Origin of the sequence: Parafrankia sp. FMc2, assembly GCF_041008525.1 — a bacterium.
Classification (GTDB): Bacteria; Actinomycetota; Actinomycetes; order Frankiales; family Frankiaceae; genus Parafrankia.
In genome coordinates, this window is sequence record NZ_JBFLUG010000034.1 from 36604 (window position 1) to 59441 (window position 22838).

15 protein-coding genes are annotated in these 22838 nt (G+C 73.3%); 8 read left to right on the forward strand and 7 right to left on the reverse strand.

Going from position 1 to position 22838, the window contains the following annotated elements:
* Positions 1-28 precede the first annotated feature (28 nt).
* From hemE to AB1460_RS14430, 4 genes are all read left to right on the forward strand, one after another.
* A complete protein-coding gene (gene hemE / locus AB1460_RS14415; protein WP_071082827.1) occupies positions 29-1111 on the forward strand; it encodes a uroporphyrinogen decarboxylase in 1083 nt (360 codons plus the stop codon).
* Between the two features lie 420 nt (positions 1112-1531).
* Positions 1532-2944, forward strand: coding sequence for a protoporphyrinogen oxidase (gene hemG, locus AB1460_RS14420; RefSeq protein WP_368961726.1), 1413 nt, complete (start codon positions 1532-1534; stop codon positions 2942-2944).
* Between the two features lie 38 nt (positions 2945-2982).
* Positions 2983-3828 (forward strand): hydrogen peroxide-dependent heme synthase, encoded by an 846-nt coding sequence (hemQ, locus tag AB1460_RS14425; RefSeq protein ID WP_368961728.1) that lies wholly within the window; start codon positions 2983-2985, stop codon positions 3826-3828.
* A 1018-nt stretch (positions 3829-4846) separates the two neighbouring features.
* Positions 4847-6481, forward strand: a complete 1635-nt coding sequence (locus tag AB1460_RS14430) for a sugar transferase (RefSeq protein WP_368961757.1) — start codon at positions 4847-4849, stop codon at positions 6479-6481.
* A 57-nt stretch (positions 6482-6538) separates the two neighbouring features.
* Here the strand turns inward: AB1460_RS14430 and cysC are convergent, their stop codons facing one another.
* Positions 6539-8380 (reverse strand): adenylyl-sulfate kinase, encoded by a 1842-nt coding sequence (gene cysC, locus AB1460_RS14435; RefSeq protein ID WP_368961729.1) that lies wholly within the window; start codon positions 8378-8380, stop codon positions 6539-6541.
* Between the two features lie 35 nt (positions 8381-8415).
* Between cysC and AB1460_RS14440 the strand changes: the two genes are divergently transcribed.
* Both AB1460_RS14440 and AB1460_RS14445 read left to right on the forward strand, forming a co-directional pair.
* Positions 8416-9252: a 3'(2'),5'-bisphosphate nucleotidase CysQ gene (locus AB1460_RS14440; protein ID WP_368961730.1), complete on the forward strand. Its 837-nt coding sequence runs from the start codon at positions 8416-8418 to the stop codon at positions 9250-9252.
* A gap of 107 nt (positions 9253-9359) precedes the next feature.
* Positions 9360-10610: an ATP-dependent DNA ligase gene (locus tag AB1460_RS14445; RefSeq protein ID WP_368961731.1), complete on the forward strand. Its 1251-nt coding sequence runs from the start codon at positions 9360-9362 to the stop codon at positions 10608-10610.
* A gap of 17 nt (positions 10611-10627) precedes the next feature.
* Here the strand turns inward: AB1460_RS14445 and AB1460_RS14450 are convergent, their stop codons facing one another.
* From AB1460_RS14450 to glgX, 6 genes are all read right to left on the reverse strand, one after another.
* Positions 10628-12703, reverse strand: coding sequence for a hypothetical protein (locus AB1460_RS14450; protein WP_368961732.1), 2076 nt, complete (start codon positions 12701-12703; stop codon positions 10628-10630).
* Between the two features lie 80 nt (positions 12704-12783).
* Positions 12784-13119 carry a hypothetical protein gene (locus AB1460_RS14455; protein WP_368961733.1) on the reverse strand — a complete coding sequence of 112 codons (336 nt, stop codon included), beginning with the start codon at positions 13117-13119 and terminating at the stop codon, positions 12784-12786.
* A gap of 224 nt (positions 13120-13343) precedes the next feature.
* Positions 13344-14132 carry a pyrimidine reductase family protein gene (locus tag AB1460_RS14460; RefSeq protein ID WP_368961735.1) on the reverse strand — a complete coding sequence of 263 codons (789 nt, stop codon included), beginning with the start codon at positions 14130-14132 and terminating at the stop codon, positions 13344-13346.
* Positions 14133-14432: 300 nt separating this feature from the next.
* Complete coding sequence (treZ, locus tag AB1460_RS14465; protein WP_368961736.1) at positions 14433-16220, reverse strand: malto-oligosyltrehalose trehalohydrolase; 1788 nt, start codon at positions 16218-16220, stop codon at positions 14433-14435.
* Between the two features lie 124 nt (positions 16221-16344).
* Complete coding sequence (gene treY / locus AB1460_RS14470; protein WP_368961738.1) at positions 16345-18933, reverse strand: malto-oligosyltrehalose synthase; 2589 nt, start codon at positions 18931-18933, stop codon at positions 16345-16347.
* Positions 18896-21103, reverse strand: coding sequence for a glycogen debranching protein GlgX (gene glgX / locus AB1460_RS14475; protein ID WP_368961758.1), 2208 nt, complete (start codon positions 21101-21103; stop codon positions 18896-18898). The genes treY and glgX overlap by 38 nt, the downstream gene beginning before the upstream one ends.
* A 122-nt stretch (positions 21104-21225) precedes the next feature.
* Here glgX and AB1460_RS14480 point away from each other — a divergent pair, with 122 nt between their 5' ends.
* The gene (locus tag AB1460_RS14480; RefSeq protein ID WP_368961740.1) at positions 21226-21678 is read left to right on the forward strand and encodes an NfeD family protein; all 453 of its coding nucleotides are present in this window, start codon (positions 21226-21228) and stop codon (positions 21676-21678) included.
* A 47-nt stretch (positions 21679-21725) separates the two neighbouring features.
* Positions 21726-22745 carry an SPFH domain-containing protein gene (locus tag AB1460_RS14485; protein WP_368961741.1) on the forward strand — a complete coding sequence of 340 codons (1020 nt, stop codon included), beginning with the start codon at positions 21726-21728 and terminating at the stop codon, positions 22743-22745.
* Positions 22746-22838 lie beyond the last annotated feature (93 nt).

Below are 22838 nucleotides of genomic sequence, written 5' to 3' on the forward strand. Positions count from 1 at the left end.
TGTTCGCCCGGCGTGCAACGATCGGGCCATGTCCCTCGGAACCACCGCTGTCGCGCCGCCTCGTTCCGGGCTCTCGCCCCGACGCCGAGGCCTCACCGCGACCTCGCCTTTTCTGCGCGCCGCGGCCGGGGACCGCCCGGAGCGCGTACCTGTCTGGTTCATGCGGCAGGCCGGCCGGGTGCTTCCCGAGTACCGCGCGCTGCGCGCCACCACCGCCATGCTCGACTCCTGCCGGAACGCCGAGATGGTCACGGAGATCACCCTGCAGCCGGTCCGCCGGTTCCGGCCCGACGCGGCCATCTTCTTCTCCGACATCGTGCTGCCGCTCGCCGCGGTCGGGGTGGACGTCGACATCGTCGCCGGGGTCGGGCCCGTGGTGGCCCACCCGATCCGGGCCCGTGCCGACCTCGACGTCCTGCGCCCGCTCCAGCCCGACGACGTGCAGTACGTCAGCACCGCCGTCGGGATGCTGATCCGTGAGCTCGGCGAGACTCCGCTGATCGGCTTCGCCGGAGCCCCGTTCACCCTGGCGAGCTATCTGATCGAGGGGGGACCCAGCCGCAGTCACACCCGCACCAAGGCCCTGATGTACTCGGACCCGGAGCTGTGGCATGACCTGCTCGGCCGGCTGGCGGAGATCACCACGGGCTTCCTGCGGGTCCAGGTCGACGCCGGCGCCGACGCAGTCCAGCTGTTCGACTCGTGGGCGGGCGCCCTCAACGAGGAGGACTACCTGCGCTACGTGGCCCCGCACAGCGCCCGGGTCCTGGCCGCGTTCGCCGACGACGGCGTCCCGCGGATCCACTTCGGGGTGAACACCGGCCAGCTGCTCGGCGCGATGGGCGCCGCCGGTGCGGATGTCGTCGGGGTCGACTGGCGGGTCCCGCTGGACGAGGCCGCTCTCCGCGTCGGCGGGGACCGCGCCGTGCAGGGAAACCTCGACCCGGCCACGGTCTTCGCCCCGGCCGACGTGCTGGCGGAGAAGGTGCGTGACGTCTGCCGCCGTGGCGCGGCCGCGCCCGGCCACATCTTCAACTTCGGGCACGGGGTGCTCCCGGAGAGCGACCCGGGCGTGCTCGCGCACATCGTGGATCTCGTCCACGAGTTCTGAGCGGCACAGGTCGGCGCGGCACAGTCCGGCGTGCCCGCGGGTCGGAGCGCCCACGGCCTCGGCGGGGCCGGGCGCCGAGCCCGTCGGCCCGGTCCGCAGGTCGGTGTCGCCGGTCCGCGGGTCCGTCCGGGCTGGTGTGAGTGGCCCGTCCGGGGGATCACCCACCTGTCGCGGGGGTGACGCGGCCGGGGCGGGTGGCCCAGGTACCGGGCGGGTGCGCCCGGTGAGCGGACGGTCCCGCTCCGACGGTGCGTGCACTGACGGGACCTGCCGTGCCGCCAGCCCGCATCCGGGGGCGAGACTGGACGCCGGCCGCGGTATCCGGCGGGCCCGTCAGCGCGAGGTCGGCGCCGCCGCGCCCGCGGGCACCGGGTCGGCACCGCCATACCGGGGACGGCGTGAAGAGGGGCTGGGAGACACGTGCGGGTCGTGATCATTGGCGGGGGAATCGCGGGGCTTGCCGCCGCGAACGCGCTGGCGGGCAGCGCCGAGGTCACCGTGATCGAGGCGGGCGACCGGGTCGGGGGCAAGCTGCGGACGACCCCGATCGAGGGCCTGGCCGTGGAGGAGGGCGCGGAGTCCTTCCTGGTCCGGGTACCGGAGGCGCTCCGGTTGGCGCGCCAGGTCGGGCTGGGGCACGCGATCGTGCACCCGACGACGACCGCCGCCTCCTTGTGGGTCGGCGGGCGGCGGCGGCCGATCCCGCCGAACACCATGCTGGGCGTGCCGACGGATGTCCTCGGCCTGGTGCGGTCGCGGGTCCTCTCGCCGCTGGGGCTGCTGCGTGCCGCGGCCGACGTGGTGCTGCCGCGGACGACCCTGCCGGACGACCCGACTGTCGGCGGCTACGTGGGCGCGCGGGTCGGGCGGGAGATCGTCGAGCGGCTGGTCGACCCGCTGCTCGGGGGTGTCTACGCCGGCCGGGCTGACGCGCTGTCGCTGCAGGCGACCGTCCCCCAGCTCACCCCGATCGCGACGGAGGACCGGTCGCTGTTGCTGGGCGCTCACCGGGTCCGGGCGAGGACGGGGCCGGCGACCGCCCACACACCGGTGTTCGCCGCGCTGCGCGGTGGGCTCGGCTCGTTCGCCGAGCAGGTGGCGCAGTCCAGCGGCGCGCGGGTGCTGACCGGGCTGATGGCTCGCGAGCTGCGGCGGACGTCAGACGGCTGGGAAGTGCGCTGCGACCCGGTGGGCGGTGGGGAGACGCCGCTGCCGTTCGCCGCCGATGCGGTGATCGTCGCGGTGCCCGCGGGTGCGGCCCGCGACCTGCTCACCCCGCTCGCGCCGCACGCGGCCGCCCCGCTGGCGGGGGTGCCGTACGCATCGGTGGGCCTGGTGACCCTGCTCTACCGGGGGGTGACGCTGCCGCCGGGCAGTGGTCTTCTCGTGCCGCCCCGGGCCGGGCTTTCGATCAAGGCCGTGACCTACCTGTCGGCGAAATGGCCGCATGTGGCCGCCGGCAGTGATCTCACAGTGATCCGGGCCAGCGTCGGGCGGGCCGGGGCGGAAAGCGACCTGCGGCGCGGTGACACCGAGCTCATCGGTGTGGTGGCCGCAGAGGTTGCGCAGGTCACAGGGATCATCGCCCGGCCGGTCGGCGCCCGGGTCAGTCGCTGGGGCGGCGCCCTCCCGCAGTACCTGCCAGGCCATCTGGGGCGGGTGGCGGCCGTGCGCCGGGCGTTGCCGGCGGGGCTGGCGCTCGCCGGCGCGGGCTATGACGGCGTGGGGATCCCGGCATGCATCCGGTCCGGCGAGGCGGCTGCGGCCGAGGTGCTGCGCGCGCTGCGTGCCGGCGGCGCGCAGGCGGCCGAGTCGGAGTCTGCCGGCGCCTGAGGCCGCGGGACCGGGCGCGCGGGGTGGACAATGGAGGCATGTCAACAGGCGACGACGTCCAGCACGGCGGCACCCCCTCGGCGTCCGCGCCCACCGCGGGTGCGCCGCACCCCGGCCCTGGCGCCCGGGGTGCCCATTCGCACGACTCCGGCCCGGTCCGGCCGCAGGCCGCTGCCGCCGCCGAGGCCGGCCCCGACGCGGGGAGATCGGCCCGGGAACTCAACGACGAGCTGCTCTACACCGGCTGGTCGGTCTTCGCGGCCCGGCGCCCACTACCGGCGGACCGCGCCGAGATCGTCACGGAGGTGGCCGCGCTCCTCGACGGCGCGCTGGCCAAGGATGTCTACACACGCGGGATCTACGAGATCTCCGGGTACCGGGCCGATGCCGATGTGATGGTCTGGTGGACCTCTCCGAGCCCGGATCTGCTGCAGGAGACCTACCAGCGCTTCCGGCAGACCGCACTGGGCCGGCACCTGGAGCCGGTGTGGTCGGCCGTGGGCCTGCACCGCCCGGCCGAGTTCAACCGGAACCACATCCCGGCCTACGTCCGCCGTGAGGACCCGCGGGACTACATCTGCGTCTACCCGTTCAACCGGTCGCTCGAGTGGTACCTGCTGCCCGACTACGAGCGCCGCGGCCTGCTCGCCGAGCACGGCATCATGGGTCGCGAGTACGAGGATGTGCGCGCGAACACCGTCGCGGCCTTCGGTCTGGGTGACTACGAGTGGCTGCTCGCCTTCGAGGCCGACGAGCTGCACCGGATCGTCGACTGCATCCGCCACCTACGGGCCAGCGCGACGCGGCGCCACACCAGGCTGGAGACCCCCTTCTACAGTGGCGCCCGCAAGCCACTCGCGGACGTCGTGGCGGCATTGCCCTAGCAAAGGCCTGGAACACGAGGAGAGGTCGGCACCTGCCTGGGCGCCCCCACCCGTCCGGCAGGCGCCGACCGCCCCGTTGCTGCCCCCACAGCCAGGTGGCCGAAGCCGACCCGGGCGGGCAGGAACCACCGGCACCGAGGGCCCGTCAGGCCACGGCGGGAGCCGGTGGTCGGCGGCCGGGCACTCCCGGACCGGCCATGACTGACAGTAGCATCGCGGCTTGGCTCTGTCCGCTTAGCGTCAACGAATGAAACCAACGGTAGCCACAAAACGGTCGATCAGGGATGATCGACCGTTTTTCTTGCGGAGGGTTACTGGCGTGTACGTCGTCGTGTGTCACTGACGGTGACCGTGATCGTGGTTGGGTTCCGGTGGCCTGTTGTCGGGAAGAAGGCTTCGGTGCCGGGCGGGGCGATGGTCCGGTCTGGCGCGGGTGCCGGTAACGTTGCCGCCTGACCAACGAGCGTCGCATGTCGGGGCCGAGGCGGGCCAGGGTTGGTCCAGCCGGTCTCGGTGCCTGGTTCGCGTCGGTAGCCCACACCGCGCGGGAACCCGTGCCATGGCCGGTGCGGCTGCCCGGGTCGGACGATCGCCGGAGATCGGAGTTCGGTATGCCGCGAGGGGACAGACGGCGGGGGAGCAGGCGACGGGGGAGTGCGCGCACGACAGGCGCCGTGGAGTGCGGGGCCCTGAGTCGCGCGTACCGACTACAGGTCCGCGCGTGTCTGGGTGAACCGCTACACCGGCAGGCTTGTCCTGATCGACAATTGGTCCGGCGGGGGAAGGCCCTGCGGGGGGGCCTCCGGGGGGTGGTCGCCGCGTGCCCGTTCCGTCGACCAGAACTGACATGCCGAAGGCCAGGGGGGGTCCTGTTGTGACGGATACGGTGTCCGGGGGTACAAGATCATTTGGGGGTGGTTCGCGGCCGCCGGACGGGCCGCGGCCCAGCGGCAGCCCCTGGCCCGCCGGCGGGACGGGCGTCGTTCCCCAGGCCCGCGGCTTCTTCGAACCTGAGGATGTGGTGCATCCGGGTCCGCCGCCGGCCCAGCACGGCTGGCCGGGCCCGCCTGCTCCGCCCACCCCGCGGGTCGGGCCGGGCTGGAACGGCGTGCCGCCGCAGCCCGCGGCCGGCTGGCCCGGCCGGCCTGTCGACCCGAACCAGTACTCCTTCCTTCACGCCCAGACATCCCAGGACCCGCGTGACTACCGCGCCCAGGTCGGCTGGGAGCGGCGCTACGTCCGGCTACTGGTGCTCTTCGACGCGCTCGCCTGCGTCCTCTCCGTCGGCCTCGCCTACTTCGTGCGCTTCGGTGACGTCGTCGACTTCGACACCAAGCCGGTCTCGTCGACGCCGTACATCATCATGACGGTCCTGCTGCCGCTGGCCTGGGTCCTCGCGATGTCGCTCAACCGCGCCTACGAGACCAGGTTCCTCGGCGGCGGTTCCGAGGAGTTCCGCCGGGTCGTGAACTCCGCCGCCCGGCTCACCGCGCTGGTGGCGGTCGCCTCGTACGCGACCAAGGCCGAGATCGCACGAAGCTACGTGCTCATCGCGTTCCCCGTGGCCACCCTGCTGTCGGTGGCCGGCCGGTCCGCCGGCCGCGGCATCCTGCACCGGATGCGCCGGCAGGGCCGGTGTCTGCACCGGGTGCTCGTGGTGGGCGCCGGGGAGTCCGCGGCCACCCTGGTGCGGCTCGCCCAGCGTGACCCGACCTCCGGCTGGTCGGTGGTCGGTGTCTGCCTGGACCGGCTGCCCGGCCGGCACAGTCACGACCGGCCCGAGCGCAGCGGGTTCGACCTGCTCGGCGTGCCCATCGTCGGCACTTCCGAGAACCTGCACACAGCCATCCAGGCCACCCATGCGACAACGGTCGCCATCGGCCCGCAGATGGACGGAGAGACGTTGCGCCGGGTCCTGTGGGCCCTCGAAGGCAGCGACGTGGACGTCCTGGTCAGCTCGGCGCTGACGGACGTCACCGGCCCGCGCATCTCGATCCGCCCGGTAGCCGGCCTGCCGCTGCTGCACATCGAGGAACCCGAGCTCAGAGGGTCGCGGCGGCTGATGAAGATGGCCTTCGACCGGGTCGTCGCCGGTGTCGCGATCCTCCTGTTCTCGCCGCTGCTGATCGGCCTGGGCCTGGCGGTGCGGCTCACCAGCCGCGGCCCGGCGATCTTCAAGCAGACGCGGGTCGGTCGCGGTGGCAGCGAGTTCCGGATGTACAAGTTCCGGTCGATGTACGTCGATGCCGAGGCCCGCAAGGCGGAGCTGGAGTCGCGGAACGAGCGTGCCGAGGGCCTGCTGTTCAAGATGCGGGACGACCCGCGGATCACCAAGGTCGGCAAGTTCCTGCGCAAGTGGTCGCTCGACGAGCTGCCCCAGTTGTTCAACGTGGTCAACGGGAGCATGTCCCTGGTCGGGCCGCGGCCGCCGCTGCCCTCCGAGGTGGCCAAGTACGAGGACGACGTGTACCGCCGGCTGATGGTCAAGCCGGGGCTCACCGGGCTGTGGCAGATCAGCGGCCGCAGCGACCTGGAGTGGGACGAGTCCGTCCGGCTCGACCTGCGGTACGTCGAGAACTGGTCGTTGGCGATGGACTTCGTCATCCTCTGGCGCACCCTGTTCGCCGTGCTCCGGCGCGAAGGCGCCTACTAGAGGTTCCCCACAGCGCGGGAGCCGCCTGCTGGTGGAGGCGGCCCCGGCGCTGATCGCCTAGTGAGGCTCCGCCTCGACCCAGCCGGCGTGGACCAGGTACTCGAGTACCTGGTCCACGCCGGCGGAGGCGGGCAGGCCGGCGGTGTTCACGACGACATCGGCGTCGGCCGGCTCCTCGTAGGGGTCGGAGACTCCGGTGAAGGCGGGGATCACCCCCGCCCGGGCCTTCGCGTACAGGCCCTTGCGGTCCCGTGCCTCGCACACCTCCAACGGGGTGGCCACGTGCACCAGCACGAAGCCCGCCCTCCGGGCGGTCGTCATCGCACGGACCTGCGCTCGGACGTCGGCGTAGGGCGCGATCGGCGCGCAGACCGCCGTCCCGCCGGCCCCGGCGACCTCGGCGGCGACGAACCCGATGCGCCGCACGTTCGTCTCCCGGTCGGAGCGGGAGAAGCCCAATCCCTGCGACAGATGCGTCCGGACGACATCGCCGTCCAGCAGGGTGACCCGCCGGCCCCGCTCGAGCAGGCGACAGACCAGCAGCCCGGCAAGCGTCGACTTCCCCGAGCCGGAGAGGCCGGTGAACAGGATCGTCAGCCCGCGGCGGGAGCGCGGGGGCAGCGCCCGCGCCAGCTCGGTGGCCACCCCCGGCGGCGTCAGCTCCGCCGGCAGCGGGGCGCCGGCGTCCAGCAGGGCGGCCAGCTCCCCCGCGTCCGGAGCGCCGATGGCGGGTCCGGTCAGGCTGCCGGCACAGCCGTAGACCTCGGCCAGGTGGGCCCGCAGTGCGGTGAGCTCGGCCATCGCGTCGAGGGCGGGCGCGCCGGCGTCAGGCTCGTCGGTGAGGCCGCCCGGGGAGGTGGCGCTCATCGCCGGTTCCCGCGGGGCGGCGAGCTGGCCGGCCGGGACGACCGGCACCAGCACCAGCATGCTGTGGTGACCACCGGGGCCCTCGCCGGGGCCGTGACCCGGCCCCCGGGCCTGCCCGTCGCCGGCGGTCCCCGTCGCCTCCGGGCCGGTGTGCCGGCTGTGCTGGGCGGCCCCCGGCCGGCCCCGGGCATCGCTCTTCGAAACCGCCTCGGAGGCGAACGGCTCGTGGGCCAGCGTGGCCTCGGCCGGGCGCGGGGCCGCGTCGATCGCGTTCAGCGCGGCGATCAGACAGCGGATGCGCAGGTGGTGCGAGGCGTCCGCCGGATCCGCGCCACCGACCGGCGCCAGGATCACGCAGTGTTTCCCCCGGCGGGTCAGGGCCCGGATACGGCCGACGTCGGCGGTGTGCAGCAGCCCGTCCGCCCACACCGCCCACGGCGCGCCGGTGCCGGACGCCGTCCAGCCGCGGTCGGCGAAGTCCGCGCGCAGCTGCGCCGGGGTGCGGCGCAGCGCCGGGTAGTCCGGATGGCTGGGCAGCTCCAGCCCCTCCACCGTGCCGACGAGGCGGACCGTGGGCGGTGCCGGCTCCAGCGCGAGCAGCCGCAGAGCGGCGATCATCACCCCTTCGCGGTCACGCAGCGCCACGTCGGAGCCGACGGTCAGATCGGCCGCCACCGCGGCGGGGACGGTCAGCGTCGGCACCGGCGGGCTCTCGGGCGCCGGGATCTGGTCGGCGCCGCCAGGCGCCTGCCCGGCGTAGCTCGGCGCGGGACCGAAGACCCCGAGCACCATCAGCTCGAGGTCGGAGAGCTGCCGGGCGTCGAGGGTGACCGAGGGCCAGCCGACGGACGCCGCCCGCAGCGCCTGGGCGCGCTCGGGCCCGACGACCGCGTCCGGCCGGTCGGGTGGCCCGGTCCGGTGCCCGTTCCCCTCCGACTGCGCGGTGTGCCCGCGGCGCTGGTCGGACGACCCACGCAGATCGCGCGGATCCCGGACGGACGTGCCGACATCGTTGTCGGAGGTGGCGCTCACACCCGCGACGGTAGCGGGTGGAAGACTCGCACTCGATGAGCACCGACGACATCCGCCGGCCGGCCGCGTTCTCCACGGTTCCGGTCGATATCGCCACGGACGAGCTCAGCGATGCCGCGCTGGCCCGCCGCCTGGCCACGGACGCGGGCAAGCTCCTGCTGCGCATCCGGGCCGAACTGGGGTTCGCCGAGACGGCGACCCTGCGCGAGACCGGGGACGCCCGCTCCCACCAGCTGCTCGCCCGGGCCCTCGGCCGGCATCGGCCGGACGACGTGGTCCTCTCGGAGGAGGCGGCGGACGACCCGGTGCGCCTCGGTGCCGACCGGGTGTGGATCGTCGACCCGCTTGACGGCACGCGGGAGTTCTCCGAGCCGGGCCGTAGCGACTGGGCGGTGCACGTGGCGCTGTGGGAACGCGGCGAGCTGACGGTCGGGGTGGTGGCGCTGCCCGCCCTGGACCTGGCGCTCTCCAGTGCGGACCCCCCTCGGGAGCGCCGCGCGGACACCGCGGCGCCGCGCCTGGTCGCGAGCCGGACGCGCTCGCCGCGGATCGTCACCGAGGCCGCCGAGGCGCTTTCCGCGACGATCGTCCCGATGGGTTCCGCCGGGGCGAAGGTGGCGGCGGTCATCCGTGGCGAGGCCGACATCTACCTGCACGAGGGTGGCCAGTACGAGTGGGACTCGGCCGCTCCGGTCGCCGTCGCCCGGGCGGCCGGCCTGTACACGAGCCGGCTCGACGGATCGCCGCTGCGCTACAACCAGCCGGATCCGTACCTCCCCGACCTGATCGTGTGCGATCCGGCCTACACGGAACGGGTGCTGGCGGTCACCCGTGCCCGCCCGGCGGGAACAGGCGGCGCCGCACCGGCCTAGACGGGACCAACGCAGCCCATCAGTGCCGTGACCAGCCCGGTTCCGGCTCGGCACGAGGCACGCTGACACGCTCGCGGTATGCCGGTCCGATGGGGGAGTATCGGCCGATGGACCTGCCCGTGTCGCCGCCGGTGAAGCCGATGCTCGCCCGGGCCACAGCCAGGATCCCGCCCGGCATGCTGTACGAACCGAAGTGGGACGGGTTCCGCGCTCTGGTGTTCCGTGACGGCCCGGAGCTGGAGATCACCTCCCGCAACACCCGGCCGATGACCCGGTACTTCCCGGAGCTGGTCGCGGTTCTGCTGGCCGGGCTGCCGCAGCGGTGCGTGCTGGACGGCGAGATCGTTGTCGTCGGCCCCGACGGGCTCGACTTCGAGGAGCTCGCCCAGCGGGTGCACCCCGCGGCCAGCAGGGTCGACCGGCTCGCCCGCGAGACCCCGGTCTCCTTCGTGGCGTTCGATCTGCTCGCCCTCGGCGACGAGGCGCTCGTCGAGGAGCCGTTCGCGCGGCGGCGGGCGGCTCTGGAGGAGGTGCTGGCCGGTGAGACCGGCCCGTCGCATCCGTTTCCCCCGGCAGAGCCGACCGGGCCGGAGCAGGGGCCGGCAGCCGCCGGCGAGGAGCTCGAGAGCCCGGAGGCCGCGGCGCCTCGGCGCGTCCCGAGCAGGCTCTGTCTGACTCCGTCGACCAGCGACCCGGCTGTGGCCGAGGAGTGGTTCCACCGCTTCGAGGGCGCCGGGCTCGACGGACTCGTCGCCAAGCCGCCCGACGGGCACTACGAGCCGGACCGGCGCACGATGTTGAAGATCAAGCACGAGCGCACCGCGGACTGCGTGATCGCCGGCTACCGGCCGCACAAGAACGACCCGGACGCGGTGGGGTCGCTCCTGCTCGGGCTGTACGGCGAGCCGGCGGAGACCGGTGCGCCTGCCCTGCTGTCCGTCGGGGTGACCTCCGCCTTCCCGATGGCGCGTCGCCGGGAGCTGGTCCAGGAGCTCGCGGATCTCGTCACGCCGATCGCCTCGCACCCCTGGGCCCGGCCGGGTGCGCAGGACGGCGGTTCGGCGGCGGGGGCCGCCAGCGCAGCGGCCGCCGTACCGGACGCCACGCGGGCGACCCGGACTCCCTGGGACGCGGGGGAGAGCCGATGGGCTCGTGGCCGGGACCTGTCGTTCGTGCCGCTGCGGCCCGAACGGGTCGTCGAGGTGCGGTACGACCACCTGGAGGGCCCGAGGTTCCGGCACACGACGCAGTTCGTCCGGTTCCGGCCGGACCGTGATCCGCTCAGCTGCACCTACGCGCAGCTCGAGCGGCCGGTCAGCTTCGACATCACCGAGGTACTGGGCATCAGGCCGGGCTGACCCGGCGCAGCGGCAGGTCATTCGAGGCCCCGGTCGCCGGGGCTCCGCGGGCGGGCCCAGTCCGGCCCCCAGCTGGGCACCACGTCCGCCGGCGGGGCGCCCAGCACGGACGGCAGCCGGTCGTTGTTCGCCACGATGGCGGGGCTCGCCAGCCAGGCTCCGTAGGCCGACCGCTGTCGGGGCGTCATGGCCTCGACGGCGATCGGCTCGTTCCCGGGGCCGAGGAAGTCGTCCGCCGGGCCGGTGACGTAGCCGTCGGCGCGGGGGTCGCCGGTGTACACCCGGGTGGTGCCGCCGCCCGCGTCGACGCGGACCGGGCGGAGCGGGCTGCTACCCCGGTGGCGCCACAGCTGCGTCACCGAGGCCCGGTACTGCTCCTGCCAGCCCGGGAGGATGCGCAGGCCGACCCGCAGGGCGGCGAGGACGGCGCGGGATCGTTCCGTCGGCAGGGTCGCCGTGGCACGGCGGACGCGATCCTCGACGATCTCGACGGTCAGCCCCGTGCCGAGATTGACCAGCGTCCGCACGAGGCTGGTCACGTCGATCGACTTGGCGGTCTCGGCGAGGATGTCGAGCAGGACCGCGGTGCGCCGCCGGTGCTGTTCGAGGGCTGCCGCGTGGTCCCGCAGCTCCGCCTCGGCGGCGTCGATGAGCGCGGTGCCGAAGAAGGCGACGATCTCGTTCGCCTGGTGGTAGGCGAGCGTGCGCGGGCTCGCCGGGTAGTGCCCCGCCTCGGGCCGGTTGTAGCCACCGGTGCCCAGCCAGGCCTGCTCCTCGATGCGGGCGGCGGCGGTGATCGCGTCGGCGGCGAGCAGCGGAGCACTGGCCCCGCCCCGCAGGCTCTCCCGCAGCAGCGCCGCCCACTGGCCGGCCGCCAGGCCGAGGCCGGGGGCGTCGGGCCGTGACCTGTCGGGCGGCAGCGGTGAGGTGATCGCCGCGTGGAGGTCGTCCCGCCAGACGTGCAGGACCTGCCCGTAGGCCGCCCGCAGATGCGGGGAGATCCTGCCGGGCGGGCCGGCGGCTCCCATCTCGACGAGCCGCACCACGAACTGTCGTGCCGCGGCCGGGCTCGCCCGCTGTGCCGCCGCCCCACCCGCCGCGGCGACCAGCGCCGCGCGGGCGGGTTCCAGCGCCTCGGACCAGGAGTCACCAGGTGGCCGCAGTCCTTTGGGCAGCTCGGTGACCAGCCGGGACGCGTGCAGCAGGTGAGGGAGGTGCCGGCTCGCGAAGGACGGTGCGAGCCGCGGCTCCGCCGCGATCGCCCGGAGCAGCGTGGCTGAGTACTCCCGGTGGGCGGCGCGGGCGGACCAGGGACCTGAGCGCATGCCGCCGCGCGGTCCGGTGAGCAGACCGACGTCGCGCAGCGGACCGCGTGCGGTGCCGAACATCAGAGCGCCGAGGCGCTCCAGCAGCTGCGGCGAGAACTGCCCGTGCCCGAGCAGGGGCCCGAGCAGCGAGGTCTCGACCTGGCCGGCTCGCCCCTGCCGGCTGAACCTGCCCAGCCACGCATCGCTCAGCACACGCACCCGGCTGTAGGTGGCGAGGCCGCGCCCCAGGACCTCCGCGGCCTGTGCTGGTCGGGCCCGCGCCGGGCCGGCCGGGTCGAACAGGTGGTGCAGCAGCACGGCGAGACCAGTCGGCCCGAGACGGTCGTAGAAGCCGGCGACGAAGCCGGGATCGTCGGCTCGGCGGTCCAGGACGGCGATCGTGTCGGTGAGCCGGTCGCGGTCCCGGTGATCGGGGCCGGGGCGGGCCAGCCGCTCGGCCAGCGCCCGCCCCGCGGCCGTCGCCGTCGCCGTCGCCGTGGCCGTCGCTGTGGCCGCGGTCTGGTCGGAGGCCTCGTGCCCGCCGGCTGTTGCCCACCGGACCGACGTCGCCGTCGCGCCCGTCGCGCCCGTCGCGCCCGGCGCCTCGGGATCGGCCGCCTGCGCGAGAACCAGGCGGCGGTGAAGGGCTGCCACCTCACGTTCGGCCCAGGTGCCAGTGGCGCGCAGCCGCGCCGGCGCGCCGGCGGCGAGTGGCACGGCGTCGACGTGGGCGTGGGCGGCAAGGGCGCGTTCCTGCGTACGCAGCTTCTGGTGGAGCTTCGTCATCGCGGTGACCATTCTCTGCAGCGTTGCCGGATCGACGACGACACGTTCAGGTGGCCCGGGCACGGTGCGCCTCGCGTCGACTACCGCTGGCCGGCCCGCGGCGCGGGCGCCGGGCCGGGATGGCGGGCCCGTGGATCATCGTGGGCGACCCGCACGGGCTCGCTGAGGAGCAGGTGCCGGCAGGCATCCGCCCAGGAGTCAAGGGCGCCGAGGGCGGCTGCCCGCTGACCGGCGGCCCCCCGCCACCAGTCGTCCGCCGCGGGACCCGCCCAGCCGCCCGCGTCGGCTTCGGCGAACAGCGCGCCGAAGGCCTCGGCCAGCTCGTGGCGTTCGGCCACCACCGCGGCCAGCGCGGCCTCGACTGCCTGCCGGAAGCGGTTCGGCGCGGACCCGGGGAGCGGCGTCACCTGCGTCACGGGAGAGTTCGCAGGAGTGCGGTTCGGGCCGGTGACGTTCGAGGTGTCGGCATGGGCGGTTCCGTCCCGTCAGGTCCGGAGGCGGGCGTCGCCGGTGCGGGCTGACGTCCGGCCCCTGAGGTCGGAACCGACGCTAGCCGCGGCTACCTGTGGTCAGCCCCGCGCGCACCGGCCTGTGGACAACCCGATGTCGTGCGGACCGGCGGCCAGGGCCGAGAGCCGGATCAGCGGCCGAACCGGAGGAACAGGGAGCCGTCCTCCTCGAGAACGTGCAGGAGCCGCAGGTGCTGCGGCGCCGTCCAGGACGCTCCGGCCATCATCCCGAGGCGCGCCGGCCCGGCCAGGACCGGCGCGAGCGTCACGCACACCTCGTCGAGGAGCCCGGCCCGGGCAAGCTGGGAGTGCAGAGTCGGACCGCCCTCGGTCAGGACGCGCAGCAGCCCGCGCTCGGCGAGCGCGGCGAGCACGGCAGCCGGCTCGACGGTCCGCTCGCCGCAGGACACGACGTCCGCGACGGGCTCCAGCGTGCGGCGCAGTTCGATCGGCGCTGCCTCGCAGGTCAGCAGCAGCGGGCGGACCGCACCGCCGAACAGACGAGCGTCCGGGTCGAGGTCGAGCCGGCCGCTGACGACCGCGACCGGCGGGATCGGTGCGAGCCCGGCCGCGACGCGGATCTCCTGGCGAGCTGCCGGGACGGGCACCGGGCCGTAGTCCTCGGTCCGGACCGTGCCGGCACCGACGAGCACCACATCGGCCAGCCAGCGCAGGGCGCGGAACACACGGAGATCTGCCGGGCCACCCAGGCCGCCCGACCGGCCGTCGATCTCGATGGCCCCGTCGACGGAGGCCACGAAGTTGGACCTGATGTGCGGTATCCCTGCCGTCAGCTCGGGCAGGCCGTAGGCGATATCAAGATCGACCTCGGTGTAGCCGGCCGCACCGGCGGGATCCACGTGCGCGTTCCTGGACGAGTCAGAGGGAACAGAAACGTCCGTGGACAGAAGAACGCGCATCTCCACGACTCTATCGGCCGCCGGCCCCCGGCCGTCGGCCGTCGCGCCGGCGCGGCCGGCCCGCGACGGCGATCGACCGGCTGGCCGCGCCGCGCATCTGCCGCGGACGGCAACCGCCGCGGTCGTCCGCGCGCCTGCCAGGATGGGACCGTGAACACGTACGTGGTGCTTCTGATCGGTGTTCTGCTCGTCAGCCTCGCCGGGCTCGGCCTGCTCTACCGCGGCCTGACCCGGGCGGCGGACCGCCGCCGGTCCGGCCGCTGACCGGACCAGCGCGGGCTGGCCGGACCGCGGGCACGGTCAGCGTGCTGGCAGCAGCCGGACCACGACGACGGACTCGCCCTCCAGCTCGACCCGGCCCGGCATGTACGTGAACCCGGGGCTGGAGGCTGCCGGGGCGTCGAACGGCACCCCCTCCACCGGAACCGACTGCCGGTCGGCGGCGAGATTGCACACCACGGCGACGTCACCGGCACCGGAGAGCCGGCGCAGCACGAACCACCGTGCCTGCTCGTCGAACGAGCAGCTGACCGAGGCCAGCGTCGGGTCACTGAGCTGGGGCAGCCGGCGGCGCAGGCTGATCAGACGGCGGTGCCAGTCGAACAGGGAGGCGTGGTCGGGCAGGTCCCGCTCGCTCCAGTCCAGCCGGGAGCGCTCGAACGTCGCCGGGTCCTGTGGGTCGGGGACGTCGTCGGGTCCCCAGCCGTGCGCGGCGAACTCCCCGCGCCGCCCGTTGCGCACGGCCTCGGCGAGGCCGGGGTCGGTGTGGTCGGTGAAGTACTGCCAGGGCGTGGTCGCGCCCCACTCCTCGCCCATGAACAGCATCGGCGTGAACGGCGCCGTCAGCAGCAGCGCGGCACCGATCCGCAGCTGGCCGGCGCTCAGCGTCGCCTGGGCCCGGTCTCCGGTCGCCCGGTTGCCGACCTGGTCGTGGTTCTGCAGGAACGTGACGAACCGGTAGGCGGGTGTCCGGGGCGGCACGGGACGCCCGTGGGAGCGGCCGCGGAACGTCGAGTAGCCACCGTCGTGCACGAACGCCGACGTCAGGGCCTTGCTGAGGGTTTCGAACGAGCCGAAATCGCCGTAGTAGCCCTGCCGTTCCCCGGACAGCGCGGCCCACAGCGCGTGGTGGATGTCGTCGGCCCACTGGCCGTCCAGCCCGTGCCCGCCGGCTTCCGGGGCAGTGATCATCCGTGGGTCGTTCATGTCGGACTCGGCCACCGCGAACAGCGGGCGGCGCTGTTGGGTGCCCAGCCGGTGCACCGCGTCGGAGATCTCCTCCAGCAGGTGCCGGGCCCGGTTGTCGACGAAGGCGTGCACGGCGTCGAGCCTCAGGCCGTCGCAGTGGTAGTCCCGCAGCCAGGCGAGGGCGCTGTCGATGACGAACGCGCGGACCTCGTCCGAGCCGGGGGTGTCCAGGTTCACCGCCGGGCCCCACGGGGTGCTGTACCGGTCGGTGAAGTAGGGCCCGAAGCGGCCGAGGTAGTTCCCGTCCGGGCCGAGGTGGTTGTAGACCACGTCCATGATCACACCGAGGCCGCGGTGATGGGCGGCGTCCACGAAACGCTTCAGCCCGTCCGGCCCCCCGTACGGCTCGTGCACGGCGAACAGGCCGACCCCGTCGTAACCCCAGCCGTGCCGTCCCGGGAAGGCGTTCACGGGCAGCAGCTCGACCAGGTCGACCCCCAGGTCCACCAGGTGGTCGAGGCGCTCGATGGCCGCGTCGAAGGTTCCCTGCGGCGTGAAGGTACCGACGTGCAGCTCGTAGAGCACGCTGCCGGACAGCGGAACGCCGTGCCAGTGAACATCCGTCCACGGGAAGCGGGCATGGTCGACGAACCGGGAGCGGCCGTGCACCCCGTGCGGCTGCCGGGCGGAGCGTGGGTCGGGCAGCTCCTCGCCGCCGTCGAGGAGGTAGGCGTAGTCGGCTCCGTGCCGGGCCGCCGGCACCTCGACGGACCACCAGCCGCCGGCGGTGCCGGTCATCTCGTGCACGGTGTCCTGCCCGGAGCCGGCGCTGGTCGCGCCGTCCGCGATGACCAGGCTGACTGTCTTCGCGGCGGGTGCCCACACCCGGAAGGAAGTCATGTGTCCTGTCTACCGGTAGCAGCTCGTCCCGGAACGTTCTTCGGCCCGGGTCTGGTTTCGGAGTACCCGCCGGCCTGCACACGGCGGGTACCCGCGCGGGGCCGCCGACGACACGGCGGCACTCTCAGGGGGTGCGGATCAGCAGGCTGACAGGGAAGTCGCGCAGCAGCCGCAGGACGTAGGCCGTCCCCCCGTCGTGCCGTCGGCCGGTCAGGACGTCCGCCCAGCGGCCTTCGGGAAGGGTCACGGTCGTGTCGCGCCAGCCGCCGCCCCGCCGCAGGCCCAGAACGAGCCGCGGCACCACCGTCACCACCGACTCGGTGCGGCAGAAGGCGACGACGTGCTCGGCGGCCGAACCGGAAGCCCACAGCGGCCGGTAGGTGCCCTGCTCCCCGAACCACTCCGGGTGATCCCGCCGCACCCGCAGCGACCGCGCCACCACGAGCAGCTTCGCCGCGCCGGAGTCGTCGAGCACCGGCGGGCGCCGCGGCGCCGCCAGCTCCGAGCCGGGTTCCACCCCGAGCTCGGTGAGCATCTTCGCCCGCTCGCCGAAGTTGACCGGCCGGCGGTTGTCCGGGTCCACCAGGGAGTGATCCCACAGCTCCTGCCCCTGGTAGACGTCGGGGACGCCGGGCATCGTGAGCTGCAGCAGCTTCTGCGCCAGGCTGTTCTGCCGGCCGAGCTCGACCAGGGTGGCCACGTAGGTGTCCAGCGCGCCGACGAACTCCTCGTCCTCCAGCGCGCTCTCGATGTAGTTGGTCAGCGCCGCCTCGTAGGCGGGATCGGTGTCCGCCCAGGTCGTGAAGAGCTTCGCCTCCCGCACGGCCTTGACCATGTACTGACTGACCCGCTCGGCCGAGATCGGCCAGGCGCCCACCAGGGTCTGCGCCAGCAGGTACATCGTGACCGGGTCGGGCCAGCCCGCCTCCGGGTCGGCGTGCCGCTCACCGAACCGGGTCAGCCGGCGCAGGATGTCGGCCCAGCCACGCGGGTCCTCCGACAGCACGGCGAGCCGGGCGCGGACGTCCTCGGAGCGCTTGGTGTCGTGCGTGGACAGCGTGGTCATGGTCAGCGGCCACGCCCGCTGGGTGGTGATGTTGGCTTCGTGGAACTCGTTGACGGCGCTGCGGGGGTGGCCCGTCGGGTAGGCCGGGTAGTCACCCGGGGCACCGCCGACCTCGTTGAGCGCGACCATCGGGACGTACCGGTAGAAGGCGGTGTCCTCGATGCCCTTGGCCATCACCGGCCCGCAGGTCTGCTGGAAGCGCACCACGAACTCGGACGGACCGGCGAGCGCGAGGTCCTCGATCAGGTCGATCTCGCTGGCCCGGCCCGGCAGCGCCAGCCGGGCCTGCTCGCACGCGCGGACGACGTGGCCGCGGGCCTCCAGGCTGGGTGTGCCGTCCGGCCGGATGTAGGCGCGGTACACCTCGAAGGCGGCGAGCACCTCGCGCAGCGCCTCGCGCAGGCCGGCCCGGGTGAGGTCGGCCCGGTCGCGCCGCGCCTCGGCCAGCGCCAGCCCGGTCAGGCGGTCGACCTCGGGCCGCAGGACGGTGGTGAGGACGTCCATCTTCGCCGCTCGGGCGACCGGCGCGAAGTCAGGCGAGCGCCCGCTGACCTCGGTGTAGAGCGCGGCCAACGGGCGGGCGGACACCGGGTCGAGGAAGAGCCGGGTGATCCGGTTCAGCGTCTCGTAGCCGGTGGTGCCGTCGCAGGCCCAGCTGTCGGGCAGGGCCTCCTCGCGTTCGATGATCTTCTCGACGATCGTCCACACGCCGCCGGTGGCGTCCGCGAGCTGGCGCAGGTACTCTTCCGGGTCGGCCAGGCCGTCCGGGTGGTCGATGCGCAGCCCTTCCAGGTTGCCGGAGCGGACCTGCTCGATCAGCAGCCGGTGGGTGGCGGCGAAGACGTCCGGGTCCTCCTGGCGCAGGCCGGCCAGCGACGGGATGTCGAAGAAACGGCGGTAGTTGAGCTCCGTCCCGCCGACGCGCCACCAGCACAGCCGGTAGTACTGCGCGTCCAGGGTGGCCGCGACGTCGGCCGGGTCGGCGGTGCCCGCGGCGACCGGGAGCACGTGGTCGTAGTAGACGATCACCCACTCGCCGTCCTCGTCCTGCTCGACGGTGATCTCGTCGGCGGCGAGGCTGTCCGCGAGCGACTGGCCGAGCAGCGGCAGCAGCACCCGGCCCGGGTTGTCCGGGGAGTCCCAGTCGATGTCGAACCAGGAGGCGTAGGGGGAGTCCGGCCCCTCGCGCAGCACGGACCACCAGGCGGTGTTCGTCGTGCCGGGGGCCAGCACTGCCATGTGGTTGGGCACGACGTCCGCGACGATCCCGAGCCCGGCGCGCCGGGCCGCGGCCACCAGCCGGCGCAGGCCGCCGAGGCCGCCGAGCTCCGGGCTGATCTGGCTGTGGTCGACGACGTCGTAGCCGTGCGTCGACCCGGGCGCCGCCTCCAGGATGGGCGACAGGTACAGGTGGGAGACCCCGAGCCCCGCCAGGTATGGAATGATCACGGCGGCGTCGGTGAACGAGAACTCCAGGTGCAGCTGGAGCCGGTAGGTCCCGCTCGGGACGACCCGGAGCTCGCCGCCGCCCAGCTCCTCCCGGCCCGCGCCCGGGGCGCCCTCCCGGCGGCGGTCGGCAGGCGGGTGGCGGTCGGGGCCGCCGGGCCGGTCAGCTGACACGGCGCAGCACGAGGGTGGCGCGGGCATCGACCTCGAGCGGGTCCTCGGCCTTGATCAGTCGCTCGATGTCGATGGCGCCGAGATCGGTGCCACCGAGCATCGCCGCGATCTCGGCGCTGGACGAGCGCGTGTCCACGATGATCTCCCAGGTGGTGCCGAAGTTGGCCGGTGGTGCCAGGAACCGGATCGGTTCGTGGTGGGCGTTGAAGAACAGCAGGAAGGAGTCGTCGACGATCGCCTCGCCGAGCGCGTTGGGGTCCGGGATGCCGTGCCCGTTGAGATAGCAGCCGAGCGAGCGCGCCGTGCCGGACTCCCAGTCGGTGTCGGACATCTCGTTACCGTCAGGACGAAGCCAGACTATGTCCTTGGCGGCCACCTCGACGGCTTCCGCGCCGTCGGGCGACCCACCTGAGTTGTCCTCTCCACCGGCCGAGCCGCGGATCGACTCGCCCTGGAAGAACCGCCGCCGCCGGAACACCGGGTGTGCCCTGCGCAGGTGGGCGACCTGGGCGGTGAACTCGATCAGGTCGGCGTTGCGCTCGGCGTCGGACCAGTCCAGCCAGGAGATCGGGTTGTCCTGGCAGTAGGCGTTGTTGTTGCCGCCCTGGGTGCGGCCCATCTCGTCGCCCGCCACCAGCATGGGCACGCCCTGCGAGAGCAGCAGGGTGGCGAGCAGGTTGCGGGCCTGGGCGTTGCGCAGCCGGGTGATCGCCGGGTCGTCGCTGGGACCCTCCACCCCGCAGTTCCAGGAGCGGTTGTCGTCCGAGCCGTCCCGGTTCTCCTCGCCGTTCGCCTCGTTGTGCTTGTCGTTGTAGGAGACGAGGTCACGCAGGGTGAAGCCGTCGTGGGCGGTGACGAAGTTGATCGACGCGTAGGGCCGCCGCCCGTCGTTCTCGTACAGGTCCGAGGAGCCGGTCAGGCGGGAGGCGAACTCGGCGATGCCGTGGTCCTGCCCGCGCCAGAAGTCGCGGACGGTGTCGCGGTACTGCCCGTTCCACTCCGTCCACAGCGGCGGGAAGTTGCCCACCTGGTAGCCGCCCTCGCCGAGGTCCCACGGCTCGGCGATCAGCTTCACCTGGGAGACGACCGGGTCCTGCTGGACCAGGTCGAAGAACGACGACAGCCGGTCGACGTCGTAGAACTCGCGGGCCAGGGTGGCGGCGAGGTCGAAACGGAAGCCGTCCACATGCATCTCGGTGACCCAGTAGCGCAGCGAGTCCATGATCAGCTGCAGGACGTGCGGGTGCCGCACCCGCATGCTGTTCCCGGTCCCCGTGTAGTCCATGTAGTACTGCGGGTCGTCGTCGACCAGCCGGTAGTAGGCGGCGTTGTCGATGCCCCGGAAGGACAGCATCGGGCCCATGTGGTTGCCCTCGGCCGTGTGGTTGTAGACCACGTCGAGGATCACCTCGATGCCGGCCTCGTGCAGGTTGCGGACCATGCCCTTGAACTCCTGCACCTGCCGCCCGTCACCGCCCGCGGACGAGTAGCCGTTGTGCGGGGCGAGGAAGGCGATGGAGTTGTAGCCCCAGTAGTTGCGCAGGTTGCGGCTCACCAGGTGCTCGTCGTGGACGAACTGGTGCACCGGCAGCAGCTCGATCGCGGTCACGCCCAGGCGGTGGTAGTGGTCGATCATCATGGGGTGCGCCACGCCCGCGTAGGTGCCGCGGTATTCCTCGGGCAGGCCCTCGTGGCGCATGGTCAGGCCCCGCACGTGCGCCTCGTAGATGATCGTCTCGTTGTACGGGCGGCGCGGGGGGCGGTCGCCGTTCCAGTCGAAGAACGGGCTGATCACCACCGACTTCATCATGTGCGGTGCGGAGTCGGCGGTGTTCACGCTCTCCGGGTCGCCGAAGTTGTAGCCGAAGACGGCCTGGTCCCAGTCGATCTCGCCGTCGACGGCCTTGGCGTACGGGTCGAGAAGAAGCTTGTTGGGGTTGCACCGGTGCCCCTGTGCGGGATCATGGGGTCCGTGGACGCGGTAGCCGTACCGCTGTCCGGGCAGCACGGTGGGTAGATAGGCATGCCAGACGAAGGCGTCGCGCTCGCGCATCTCGATCCTGCGCTCGGCTCCCGAGGGGTCGAACAGACAGAGTTCCACGCGCTCGGCGACCTCCGAGAAGATCGCGAAATTGGTACCCGACCCGTCAAAGGTGGCGCCGAGGGGATAAGGGCTGCCTGGCCAGACCTGGGACATACGCACGAAGCCTACGGCTCGGCACCCCCGCCCGGCCTGGGGGCGCGCGAAGCGCGGGCGGCTGTTGGCTGCAGCTATTGAGTTCTGATAGATCGTTGGAGTTCCGACCGCGGGGAGGTGCCATGGCGGACGAGGTCGTCTGGGTCGTCGTGGCGGGTGTGCTCCTGGTCGGGGAACTGTTCACCCTGGACCTGATACTGATCATGTTCGCGCTTGCGGCGCTGGTCAGTGCGGGCCTCGCGGTCGCGGGCGCCGACCTGATCGTGCAGATCGTGGCCTTCGCCGGGGTTTCGGTCGGGCTCACCGCCGGCCTGCGCCCGGTCGCCCGCCGCCATCTGACCCGCGGCCCGCTGCTGCGGACCGGGACGGACGCGCTGGTCGGCGCCCCCGCCGTCGTCGTCGAGCGGGTCGACGGGGCGGACGGCAGGGTCCGGCTGGCCGGCGAGATCTGGTCCGCGAGACCCTTCCCGGAGGCGGAGGTACTGGACGTCGGCACCGCCGTCCGGGTGCTGCGCGTCGACGGCGCGCATGTGATCGTGCACCGCGCGGAGGGGATCCCGCCTCCCAGCGGGTAGGACGGCGCGCCGGGGAGCGGGACCTCGGCCATAACCAAGGAGTGAAGATGGGCGGAGTCATCGCCGCCGGGGTGGCGGCGCTGGTGGTCCTGATCTTCCTGATCCGGTCCGTGCGGATCGTTCCGCAGGCGCGCGCGATGGTGGTCGAGCGCCTCGGCCGCTACCACCGCACGCTGACCCCGGGCCTGGCGATCGTGGTCCCGATCGTCGACCGGATCCGGGAGCGCATCGACCTGCGTGAGCAGGTGGTGAGCTTCCCGCCGCAGCCGGTCATCACCGAGGACAACCTCGTCGTGGGTATCGACACCGTCATCTACTTCCAGGTGACCGACCCGCGGGCGGCAACCTACGAGATCGCCGACTTCATCCGGGCGATCGAGCAGCTGACCGTCACCACCCTGCGCAACGTCATCGGCGGGATGAACCTGGAGGGGACCCTCACCTCCCGGGACCAGATCAACGGGCAGCTGCGCGGGGTCCTGGACGACGCGACGGGGCGGTGGGGCATCCGGGTGAACCGGGTCGAGCTCAAGGCGATCGACCCGCCGCGCTCCATCCAGGACTCGATGGAGAAGCAGATGCGCGCCGAGCGGGACCGGCGGGCCGCGATCCTGACGGCGGAGGGCGTGAAGGCCAGCGAGATCCTGCGGGCCGAGGGCGAGAAACAGGCCGCGATCCTGCGGGCCGAAGGCCACCGGGAGGCCCAGATCCTCGCCGCCGAGGGCGAGGCCAAGGCGATCGGGACCGTGTTCGGCGCCATTCACGAGGGCGACCCGGACCAGAAGCTCCTCGCCTACCAGTACCTGCAGATGCTGCCACGGCTGGCCCAGGGGCAGGCCAGCAAGCTGTGGATCGTGCCCAGCGAACTGACCTCCGCGCTGGGTGGCCTCGCCGGGCCCGGCGGGCTGTTCGACGTCGAAGGCCGGGCCGGCCGCCAGAGCGGGCGCGACGGCGCCGTCGACGGCGACGGCGAACGCGGCAGCCAGCGCGGCGGTGAGGGTGGACGCGAGGGCGGCGGGGGCCGGCCGGGTGGCGGGGACGGGAGCTGGCCCGCCGCTCCCGTCTGAGCCTCACCTGAAAGAACCAGTCCCTCGGTGGGGTGGGGGACACCACATGTGGCACCAGGGGAGGAGAGAGGTCTAGTCCTGGCCCGCTGGTCA